Origin of the sequence: Polaromonas potterensis (assembly GCF_033446725.1) — a bacterium.
Classification (GTDB): Bacteria; Pseudomonadota; Gammaproteobacteria; order Burkholderiales; family Burkholderiaceae_C; genus Polaromonas.
The window spans coordinates 548,973-558,773 of the sequence record NZ_JAWQLX010000003.1 but is presented as its reverse complement, the minus strand read 5'-3'; the positions used below and the strand labels follow the sequence as shown (position 1 = coordinate 558,773).

The window sequence follows — 9,801 nt, the reverse complement described above, 5'->3', positions numbered from 1 at the left end:
ACGGGAACGGAATGGGGCCCTGCCGAGCGGTTCGTATCTGGGGTCGCATTGAACAAGCAATGCATCAAGCCCGTCTGTAGATGTGCAGTCTGTTCCCGTTGCCTCGCACCATCAATTTCACGACAAAGCAAGAAAACCGTCACCAAGGAAAACTTATCACGAACAATGCTTGACTACGTGGGAAGTCCCTGTAAGGGGTTAGGGGTGGGAGTGGGGCGTCAGGCCTACTGCCCAAGGCAAGCCGCAAAGCAGCGTGATGCTCAAAGCGCTGACCAGTTCAGCTAGCGCGCCGAAACAAAGCGAAACACGCCGCAACCGGCCTGAAAACATCTAGCTCGCCAATGCGAGCACCATGCAAAGCCTCATCCACTCTTTCGCAAGGCTTGATCATGAAACGCTTCATCAAAAGAACCCTGCTCGGCCTGTTCGGCGGGGCGCTGATTGTCGGCAGTCTGGGCGCTTGTTCGCAGCGCGGTCCAGGCGGCTGGCATACTGCGGAGGCTTCGCCGGAAGCCCGCGCCCGCATGGTTGAAAAAATCGGTTCGCGGCTGGACCTGGACGCGGCGCAGAAACAAAAACTTGCCGTGTTGGCCGACAAGCTGCAGGCCCAGCGTGCGGCTTTGCGCGGTGCGGACGATCCGCGCACGGCACTTCGTGTTTTGTTCGCAGGCAACACGCTGGACCAGGCGGGCGCCAATAAACTCATCACGGAAAAAACCGCGGCGCTGCAGTCGGGCAGCCCGGCGGTGATTGCCGCCGCAGCGGATTTCTTTGACAACCTGCGGCCCGAGCAGCAGCAAAAGGTGCGCGACTTCATGGAGCGTGGCCGTCGCTGGGGTCACCGTGGCTAAGGCGCTGGCCTTTGGTGTGGTCGGCGGTCGGGTCGTCCGTTTGGCCGAAAGCAAGGGCACGCGCGAGCAGGTCCGTAGCCCGCTGCTGCCGGGCAGCGCGGGCGGCGCTGTTCGTGGCGTGTTGCGCCTGGAGGGCCTGGCTGTATTTGCGCTGGCGGCCGCGGCTTATGCGCAGTTTGGCGCGGGCTGGACTTTTTTCGCATGCTTGTTCCTGGTGCCGGACCTGTCTTTTCTGGCTTACCTGGCCGGACCGCGCGCCGGCGCCATCACCTACAACGCCGCGCATTCTTATGCCGGGGCGCTGGCGCTGCTGGCTGCGGGCGTGTTGGGCGCGATGCCGGTGTTGCTGGCTCTGGGGCTGGTCTGGTGCGCACATATCGGTGTTGACCGCGCGCTTGGTTACGGGCTCAAGTACGCCAGCGGCTTTGGTGCCACGCATCTGGGCCGCCTGGGGCGCGCCGATCTGTGGTGAGCGTCGCTCTTATGATGTCCCCATGCCCCGCATATTGCTGATCGACGACGACGAACACCTGGCCGCACCGCTGACGACTTACCTGGCGCGTTTTGGCCTGCTGCTCGACAGCGCCCTGCGTCCCGGCCAGGGGCTGACCCTGTTGCGTGCCACCGCCTACGACGCGGCCATCCTGGATGTCATGTTGCCCGAGATGGACGGTTTTGCCTTGTGTCGCGAGATACGCAAGAGCAGCGACATCCCCATCGTGATGTTGACTGCGCGTGGTGATGTGATGGACCGCGTGGTCGGCTTGGAGCTGGGCGCCGACGACTACCTGCCCAAACCGTTTGAGCCGCGCGAACTGGTGGCGCGTCTGCAAACCATTCTGCGGCGCCAGCGCGTCGCGGCTGCAGCGACGCCAGGCGCGCAGCGGGTGTTTCAGGGTCTGGTCATTGACTTGCAGACCCGCGAAGTGTTGCGGCAGGGCCAGCGTGTCGAATTGACTGGCACCGAGTTCGAGCTGCTGGCCTTGCTCGCGGCGGAGCCCGGCAAGGTGTTCAGCCGCGACGACATCCTGAACCATCTGCGTGGCCACGAGGCCGATCTGTACACCCGCGCGGTGGACATCGTGGTGAGCCGCTTGCGCAAAAAGCTGGAGCCGCTGGACTGTATCAAGACGCTGCGCAATGCGGGTTATACGTTGGCCGTGGGTCAGGGCTAGTCGCGATGAGCGCCGCCCCTCATCCAGTCCCTGCACCCCGCTGGCGCCACCGCTGGCGGCATTCGCTGAGGCTGCGGCTGATCACTGTGTTTGTGCTGCTCGCGCTGGCCATGGCGGCGGTGTTTCTGGGTGGCATGCAACGGGCTTTTTCCACCAGCTGGCGCGACGCGGCGCGGCCTATCGTCAGCGACTACATGGATCGCCTCACCGCCGAGATTGGGAGTCCACCGGACATCACACGTGCGCAAGCCTTGGTGGCGCGGCTGCCGATCTCGGTGCGTATCAGCGGACCCACCGTGAACTGGGATTCCCATGCCGAACGAACGCGGCGCGGCTGGCTGGATGACAAGAGCGACGGCCACGAGCCGCGTAGCCTGGACTGGCGCACGCGCCGAACGGCCGACGGTCACAGCCTGACCTTCGGCCTGGGCACCTTGCCGTGGCAACGCGCGCCCGGTGGCATCGGCTGGATCACGCTGGCGCTGTTGCTGGCCCTGATCGCCGCCGCCTACAACTATGTACGCCGGCTGCTCAGGCCGCTGGACGACATACGCGCCGGCGCCGAACGTTTTGGCCGCGGTGTGTTTGATGCGCCGATTCCGCTGCGCCGGCGCGACGAATTGGGCGAGCTGGCCCAACGCATCAACACCATGGCGCACGACATCGAGGGCATGCTGGACGCCAAACGCGCTTTGTTGCTGGCCCTGAGCCATGAGTTGCGTTCACCCCTCACACGTGCGCGCCTCAATGCCGAACTGCTGCCGGCCACACCCGAGGGCGCGCGCGAACGTGCCGCGCTGCTGCGCGACCTGGGTGAGATGCGCGACCTGATCAGTGATCTGCTGGAGAGCGAACGGCTGGCCAGCCCACATGCCGCCTTGCAGCGCGAGCCGCTGGACCTGGCGGCGCTGGTGCGCGAGACCGTGGCCGAGATGCCGGCGGCCAACACCGTGGTGCTGGCGCTGGCTCCCGACCTGCCGCTGCTGGCGCTGGACCGCACGCGCTTGCGCCTGCTGGTGCGCAACCTGCTCGACAACGCCTTGCGGTATAGCGCCGGAGCGGATCAGCGGCCGCGCATCACCTTGCAGAAGGACGCCGGCGGGGTGCTGCTGGAAGTGCGTGACTTCGGCCCGGGCGTGGACGCCGCGCAACTCACGCGGCTGACCGAGCCTTTTTTTCGCACCGACAGTGCACGCCAGCGCGCCACGGGTGGCGTGGGCCTGGGCATGTATTTATGCCGGCTGGTGGCCCAGGCGCATGGTGCGCAGCTGGAGGTGCGTAATGCCGAACCCGGCTTGGGCGTGCGGATTCTGTTTCATTTTGAATCCTGAAAAGAGAAGGATAATTGCGTTCGTTCTTGAGGGATCAGCTTCCTCCGCTCTATCTATAGTTGCCATTGGCAAGCCTGCTTTTGTGCTGTTGATTAAAGACGGGTATCCCTTGTTCTCACAACCTGGCTTTAGGCGCTAAAGATTGATCCCCGAAACCAGCCATCTTTTCCGAGTACCTCTGCTCGACCCCAAACAACATGCCATCGGCTACAAGCTGGCGTGGCAAAAAGGCGGAGAGGACAGCGGCATCCCTGCGGAGGCAGAGGCCCATCTGCAGGCCCTGGTGGCTGCGGGTGTCCGCGATATCACGTCTGGCCTGCTTTTTGTGGACGCGAACCCCGCAGCGCTGTCCGCGGAGACGCTGGCCAGCATGTTGCCCGAAACCACGGTCTGGATCTTGACGCCGGGCGATCTGGCCAATGCGGGCGACCTGAAGTTGGCCGCCTCATTGCGCGAGCGGGGTTTTGGTCTGGCGCTGCGTGGTGCGAACCTGGCCTTTTTGAAGGTCAACGAGGGACGGCTTTCCGCGCTGACCCATGTGTTGATCGATTTTGACCATCCGGACCTGGCCGCCCTTCTCGGCTACGCCAGGCTACGGTCGCCGTCTTTGTCGGTGATCGTGGAAAAAATCCCCGACTGGCAGGTGTTCGAATCTTGCGCTGCGCTGGGGGCTTCCGGGTTTTTTGAGAAACTCTGTGTGGCGCCACGCGCGATCAAACCGCAGGAGCAGCTGGGGCCGCAAGCGCAGCAGATTTTGCAACTGATGCAGATGGTGCAGGGTGATGCCGACATACGCCATGTGGAAAAAGTCCTGAAAAGCGACGTCACGCTTTCCTACAAATTGCTGCGCTACATCAACTCCGCAGGTTTTGGTCTGGAGGTTCGTATCGAATCGCCGCGCCATGCGGTCTCCATGCTGGGTTATGCGCCCCTGTTTCGCTGGCTGCTGCTGTTGCTGGCAAGAACCCACACCACCGGTTTTTCCCCCGCGCTGATGCAGGCGGCCATGATTCGCGGCCGGTTTGCGGAACTGCTGGGTCAGGGTTTTCTTTCCCGGCGCGAAGCGGAAAACCTGTTTGTCGTCGGCATGTTTTCGTTTCTGGATCGCCTGCTGGGCATCCCGATACAAAAGGTATTGAGTCAACTGATGCTGCCGGAGGCGGTCGAGCAAGCGCTGCGTTCTCGTGACGGCGTGTACGGTCCGGTTCTGGCTTTGGCGGAGGCCTGCGAGTGGGAAGACGGACGTACCGCCGATCTGGCGAAGGCCTTGTCGATGACGGTCACCCACGTGAACCAGGCGCACTTGTCGGCGCTGGTGTGGGCGCAAAACATCAAGCTTTAGCTTTTGCCGTCTTATCAACCCTGAAGGGTTGATGTTGTCGACTTAACGTGCGCGTGCACCGAGCACCGCCGCGCTTATGATCATGGCCGCCCGCCAGGCCAAACAGGCCGATGGTGGCGGTGGGGGAGCCCTGGCCCTGTAGCGCGGCGCACGGGCAGGTCAACCTGCTGGTGCCCATGCTGGCACATGCCAGCGAGAGCCGCCAGACGCTGGCCATGATTGGCCACGCACGCGCGCTGCTCGACAACAAGGGCATCCCCTATGGCCAGCTGCGGCTGGGCGCGATGATTGAAATCCCCGCAGCGGCGCTCACGCTCAAGCTGTTTCTCAAATACTTCGATTTCCTGTCCATAGGCACCAACGAGTTGATCCAGTACACGCTGGCCATCGACCGGGCCTATGCATCGGTGTCGCATATGTACGACCCCTGCCACCCGGCAGTGCGGCGCCTGATTGCCGACACGATTGCCGAATGCAATGCGCAGGGCAAAGGTGTGAGTGTGTGCGGCGAAATGGCCGGCGACGTGACCATGACACGCCTGCTACTTGGCATGGGATTGCGAAGCTTCTCAAATACACCCTTCGAAAATCCTGGCGGGCAAGTAACCGCTGCTGCGCTCGGACGCCGGAAAACTCAAGGCTTGGGCCGAGCCGGTGCTGGCCAGCGAAGACCCTGCCGAGCTGCTTTGAAATTTCTGCCGGGGTCTTTATTGCTACAATATTAGTAGCTACTAAAGCGCTTATTCATTGGCCTGCAGACGATTTCCTGTATGAAAAATGCCTATTTTTGATGCTGTTTTTTAGTCGACATCCTGTTTCAGGCAAAACAGGTATTGATCTGACACGCTCCATTCGGCGCTTGCCCCTGCATGCTTTTTGGTTAAGAATCACAAATTGATACAACTCGTCAGATGCTTTGTGAACGAACTCATCGCGGCAGAAAACAGCACAAACCCACTTGCGATAGCGCCGCAAAAAAAGCCATCTACGCCTGCCTGGGCACTGGCTTCCCTCGGGCAAACTGGCTTTGGCGTCGGTCTCGGCCCAAGCCATTTATGGCTCCGGCGATTGACATGAACGGCATTACGCCGGTGTGCGCAAGACAAGACCAACAAACGAGTGCAAAACGGCGCCAACGAAAGCCGCACACCATCATGCTTGCCGGTGATACCGGTTTTGTGTGGGCTGAGTCAGGCATGGTTTATCGGTGCGCCCTAAAAAAACCTGCTGTGGTCCGACGCATTTGGGCGGTCCTGGTTTCTGTTGAAGAAATGAAATGAAAAAAATGATCAAACAGGCAAAGTGGATTTTTATGGTCGGCGTTGTATTTGCCAGCGCTTTCGCCGCAGCACAACCCAATGAAAGAATGTTGGGACGCGGCGAGAGCCCGCTTCCCAGCAGGGGGGGCGTAGCGGGTTACGAAGGTGAGTCCAGAAATGGCCAGCCGAATGGCAAGGGGCTGCAGAAACTCCCCAATGGGGACAGTTACGAAGGTGAATGGGTCAATGGCAAACGTCAGGGTTTGGGCACCTATCGCTGGGCAAACGGTGTCATGTCCGAAGGAGACTGGCTCGAGGACGAAAGAAACGGTTTTGACTTTCGTACAGGGCGTGATGGCGAGGTCAATGCGGAATACTTCGTCAAGGGTGTCAAGGCGCTGGCGTCCGGTGACCTGAGGGCCCTGTCAAATCGTCCCAATGGATGCAACGGTAAGTTTGACGGCTGGATATTGCTGGCAGGAGCGTGTACTAAGCAAGGTCTGGTCAAGGACAAAAATGGAGCCATCCCCGAACTGAGCCACCGCGAAACTTTCGATCGCCTTCAAATCAACGATAAGCGGGGCGTGCTGACCCTGTTCCGCCAGGGGATCGTCATCGAAGGCCCGCTGCGCGAACCCTTTGACTTTGTCTCCGCCGCGATCAAGCGCCCGGTGCTGGCTGCAGACGGCAAATCCATCGGGTGGGTGGTGGAATATTCCGGGCCAATGCGGGGCCTGGCCATGCATGGGGTCGGCAAATGCGCATTGCCCGCCGGGGGGCTGGAGGACTGCACGATGAACGAAGGGCAAAGGGTCACCGCGTCGATCGCGGCGCCAGCCCTGATGTCGACAGGTAACACGCGTCCCGGCACTGCGGTCGCCGCAACAGGTCTGGCCGCCGATGCTGCGCCACAGTTTGCCGCCTTGCTTGCTTCATGCGACAAGAAAGAGGCGAGAAGTTGCGTCGCAGCCGCCAGAAAAATTCTTGCCAATGACGCGTTACCTGAGGTGACGGATCCAGAATCCAGGCAGCGGCTTGCGCTGGATGTGCTCGATAAAGCCATCGCAACTGGCAGCGTCGATGCCATGACTGTCGAATTCGATGTTTTTGATGCGGCGAAGATGCCATCGGCGATTGCGTTTGCATGGCTGCAACGGCAGACAAGCCTGATCGGCGAACTTGAAAAAGCGGAGGAAGATTCGGCGAAGCTTCGCATCGCATACCACAATTTGACGACATCGAATCCTTTGAAAATGGTCTTCGGCGCGATTGACGGGCGCATGAATGCCTACTGCAATCAACTGAGACTGATCAGGGCCAAAGGCGATTTGGCCGCAACCGACAGTGCCTATGTCGTGAAAGCCCTGGATACAACGTATTGCAAAAAATAAGATCGCGCGCACGGTGCGTGATTGTTGGAGCAAGCCCACGACAAAAGACACACTGAAAATCAGTAGTGCGCTTTTCAACGGTGAGTGAATACAAGCCCCGGGGAGAGAAGGTTCCAGGAATGAACAAGGGATCCAGGACGATGCAAGTCTCCAAGCTTGGAATTCACAGTTAAACCATATTCAACACCATGCAGGATTAGAAAATGTGCATTTCACGCTTTGCTTCAGTTGTGGCCGGATGTCTGTTTTCCACATTGGTTTTTGCCCAGTATGGAAGTTCCAGCAATGCGCGGCAGCAACAGCAACAGCAGCAACAGCAACAGCAACAGCAACAGCAACAGCAGCAGCAGCAGCAGCAGCAGCAGCAGCAGCAGCAGCGAGCCGAGCAGCAGCGTGAGGCCGAGAGAGCGCGTCAAGCCGAGCAGCAACGTGAGCGCGCGGAAAGGCAGCGTGAGGCTGAGAGAGAACGTCAAGCCGAGCAGCAACGCGAGCGTGCTGAAAAGCAACGTGAAGCAGAAAGGCAGAGCCAGCAACAGCGAGCCGAACACCAGCGTGATGCTGAGAGAACGCGTCAAACCGAGCAGTTGCGTGAGCGTGCCGACAAGCAGCGTGAATCGAAGAATGACAATCAGGCAGAAGTTCAGCGTCAGCGTGCTGTACAGCAGCATGAAGCAGAAAAGCAGCGTCAGCAACAGCAACAGCAACAGCAACAGCAACAGCAACAGCAACAGCAACAGCAGCAGCAGCAGCAGCGTGTGGCGCAGGAGCGTGAGGCCGAAAAAGAACGTCAACAACAGCAGCGTGTGACACAAGTGCGTGAAGCGGAAAAGGAACGCCAGGCAGAAAAACAGCGCGTGGCGCAAGAGCGCGATGCCGAGAAAGAACGTCAACAGCAGCGCGTGACACAAGCGCGGGAATCTGAAAAAGAACGGCAGGCAGAAAAGCTGCGCGCGGTACAGGAACGTGAGGCCGAAAAGGAACGTCAGCAGCAGCAGCGTGTGACACAAGCGCGGGAAGCTGAAAAAGAACGGCAGGCAGAAAAGCTGCGTGTGGCACTAGAGCGCGATGCTGAAAAAGACGGGCAATTGGCCATACAGCGTCAACAGTTGCAGCAGCAGAGTCTGGGGAGATCACAACAACAACAGCAGCAGCAAGCACAACAGCAACAGCAGCAGAATTCACTTGCCCGGTCTGGCTTGCCTCCCGGCGTGGTTGGTTCCATAGCGGATCCGAATCGCGTCGGTATTCAACCCAGTGGCGGACTGGCGGCACGGCCCCAGCTCTACACGCCGCCACCGACGACCGGCCGGCCCCAGGTGGGGTATGGTGACAATGCCTATCGTCCGTCCGGGACACCGCCGCGCGACACCTCCAATGACAGCACGCAGTCGGCTGCGAGCCGCTTGATGCCGCAGGCCTTGCCATCCGGGCAGGCTTCGGTCGATGCCAACAAGCAGGCCGGGAAGGCATTTGCAGGTTATCAAACGCCGGTTGTCACCATGTCACCATCGCAGCCGACATGCCCGCCGGGCTCTTCGCCTGCACGGCATGCCAATGGCACTTACGTCGCCATCCCACCCGCTTCCATTTGCATCAAGAACGAGCAGCACACGCCAGGGCTGGACGATCTTCGCAACCGAAATGGTGAGAATAATCCTGCTGCTGCACAGCGTGTGGGCCAAGGGGCTGCGTCGAGCGGCGCCAACCCGGCGTTTGCGGACCCGGATCTCTATTGCAACCAGCCCGCCCAACTGCGTAACGGGAGCATTGCGTGCGTAGAGCCGAAATGTCCGCCGGGCCAGATCAAAAGCAAAGGCCGATGTGTAACGCCAACCATCGTTTGCCCGTCACCTAACATGCTTGACGGCAATCGTTGCGTCGCGCCGCCCGTTGCGAATAATGATCCGATTGCTTCGACGAACGCTGCTGGCGGGTCAGGCGGCAGGGCTGGTTCTGCGGGGGGTGGTACGACTGGCACCCAACCAGGCTCCACCAAGAGGAATCCCGGGAAAGACGCTGCAGGCTGTGTGTCTGACAATAACGGCATATTGACCAACAACTGCGGTGCGAAGATTTTCATTCTTTATTGTGGCGATCTCATGTATTCAAAGAAGACATGTGGCAGCGGCTCTAAGGGACAGTTTTTTACCCATTCAAATAATCTTGATTCGGGTGCGAAGGAGACAATTCGTCAAAAAAGCGGCGGGCAATACAGGTGGGCAGCCTGCTTCGGAGGCATATCTTTTGGGAACGATGGGGAGTATGTCGATACGCCACAAGGCGGGTACACATGCCTGGAGCGATGATGTATCAGACAGTCATTCAGTTGTTGTCCGGTGGTTTGCGTTTTGACATGACCAGCAGCGGCATCACCAGATTCGTCAAGGGTCACCCCGTGGGGCTTTCGCTTGCGAACGCCCAGATACCGGTGGGCAAGCACCGCCTGCGCTGA

General features: G+C 60.0%; 10 protein-coding genes and 1 pseudogene. 10 read left to right on the top strand and 1 reads right to left on the bottom strand.

Features of this window, described 5'->3' with window-relative positions; translation table 11 throughout:
• The first annotated feature begins 389 nt into the window (after positions 1-389).
• The 8 genes and pseudogenes from R6254_RS08760 (at position 390) to R6254_RS08725 (ending at position 7,349) form a co-directional block, all read left to right on the top strand.
• A complete protein-coding gene (locus R6254_RS08760) occupies positions 390-851 on the top strand; it encodes a Spy/CpxP family protein refolding chaperone (RefSeq protein ID WP_318406055.1) in 462 nt (153 codons plus the stop codon).
• Entirely contained in the window at positions 844-1,323 is a 480-nt protein-coding gene (locus R6254_RS08755; protein WP_318406054.1) for a DUF4260 domain-containing protein, read from the top strand. Before R6254_RS08760 ends, R6254_RS08755 begins: the two co-directional genes overlap by 8 nt.
• Positions 1,324-1,345: 22 nt before the next feature.
• Entirely contained in the window at positions 1,346-2,026 is a 681-nt protein-coding gene (locus tag R6254_RS08750; RefSeq protein ID WP_318406052.1) for a response regulator transcription factor, read from the top strand.
• A gap of 5 nt (positions 2,027-2,031) precedes the next feature.
• The gene (locus R6254_RS08745) at positions 2,032-3,357 is read left to right on the top strand and encodes a sensor histidine kinase (protein ID WP_318406050.1); all 1,326 of its coding nucleotides are present in this window, start codon (positions 2,032-2,034) and stop codon (positions 3,355-3,357) included.
• 142 nt (positions 3,358-3,499) lie between these two features.
• A complete protein-coding gene (locus R6254_RS08740) occupies positions 3,500-4,699 on the top strand; it encodes an EAL and HDOD domain-containing protein (protein WP_318406049.1) in 1,200 nt (399 codons plus the stop codon).
• 140 nt (positions 4,700-4,839) lie between these two features.
• Positions 4,840-5,389, top strand: a pseudogene (locus R6254_RS08735) (putative PEP-binding protein); the annotation flags it as partial.
• Positions 5,390-5,772: 383 nt separating this feature from the next.
• Complete coding sequence (locus R6254_RS08730; protein ID WP_318406047.1) at positions 5,773-5,979, top strand: hypothetical protein; 207 nt, start codon at positions 5,773-5,775, stop codon at positions 5,977-5,979.
• A complete protein-coding gene (locus R6254_RS08725; protein WP_318406045.1) occupies positions 5,976-7,349 on the top strand; it encodes an MORN repeat-containing protein in 1,374 nt (457 codons plus the stop codon). The genes R6254_RS08730 and R6254_RS08725 overlap by 4 nt, the downstream gene beginning before the upstream one ends.
• Positions 7,350-7,573: 224 nt before the next feature.
• On the opposite strand, the gene R6254_RS08720 is transcribed toward R6254_RS08725, so the two are convergent.
• Positions 7,574-8,140, bottom strand: a complete 567-nt coding sequence (locus R6254_RS08720) for a hypothetical protein (RefSeq protein WP_318406043.1) — start codon at positions 8,138-8,140, stop codon at positions 7,574-7,576.
• Here R6254_RS08720 and R6254_RS08715 point away from each other — a divergent pair.
• Together R6254_RS08715 and R6254_RS08710 are read left to right on the top strand one after the other, a co-directional pair.
• Positions 8,105-9,655 (top strand): hypothetical protein, encoded by a 1,551-nt coding sequence (locus R6254_RS08715; protein WP_318406042.1) that lies wholly within the window; start codon positions 8,105-8,107, stop codon positions 9,653-9,655. The two genes, R6254_RS08720 and R6254_RS08715, sit on opposite strands and share 36 nt — an antisense overlap.
• Positions 9,655-9,801, top strand: coding sequence for a hypothetical protein (locus R6254_RS08710; protein WP_318406040.1), 147 nt, complete (start codon positions 9,655-9,657; stop codon positions 9,799-9,801). The genes R6254_RS08715 and R6254_RS08710 overlap by 1 nt, the downstream gene beginning before the upstream one ends.

Excerpts from the sequence above, each read along its gene's own strand:
- R6254_RS08710 (WP_318406040.1), top strand. The coding sequence starts at position 9,655 with ATGTATCAGACAGTCATTCAGTTGTTGTCCGGTGGTTTGCGTTTTGAC.
- R6254_RS08725 (WP_318406045.1), top strand. The coding sequence starts at position 5,976 with ATGAAAAAAATGATCAAACAGGCAAAGTGGATTTTTATGGTCGGCGTT.
- R6254_RS08760 (WP_318406055.1), top strand. The coding sequence starts at position 390 with ATGAAACGCTTCATCAAAAGAACCCTGCTCGGCCTGTTCGGCGGGGCG.
- R6254_RS08730 (WP_318406047.1), top strand. The coding sequence starts at position 5,773 with ATGAACGGCATTACGCCGGTGTGCGCAAGACAAGACCAACAAACGAGT.
- R6254_RS08745 (WP_318406050.1), top strand. The coding sequence starts at position 2,032 with ATGAGCGCCGCCCCTCATCCAGTCCCTGCACCCCGCTGGCGCCACCGC.
- R6254_RS08750 (WP_318406052.1), top strand. The coding sequence starts at position 1,346 with ATGCCCCGCATATTGCTGATCGACGACGACGAACACCTGGCCGCACCG.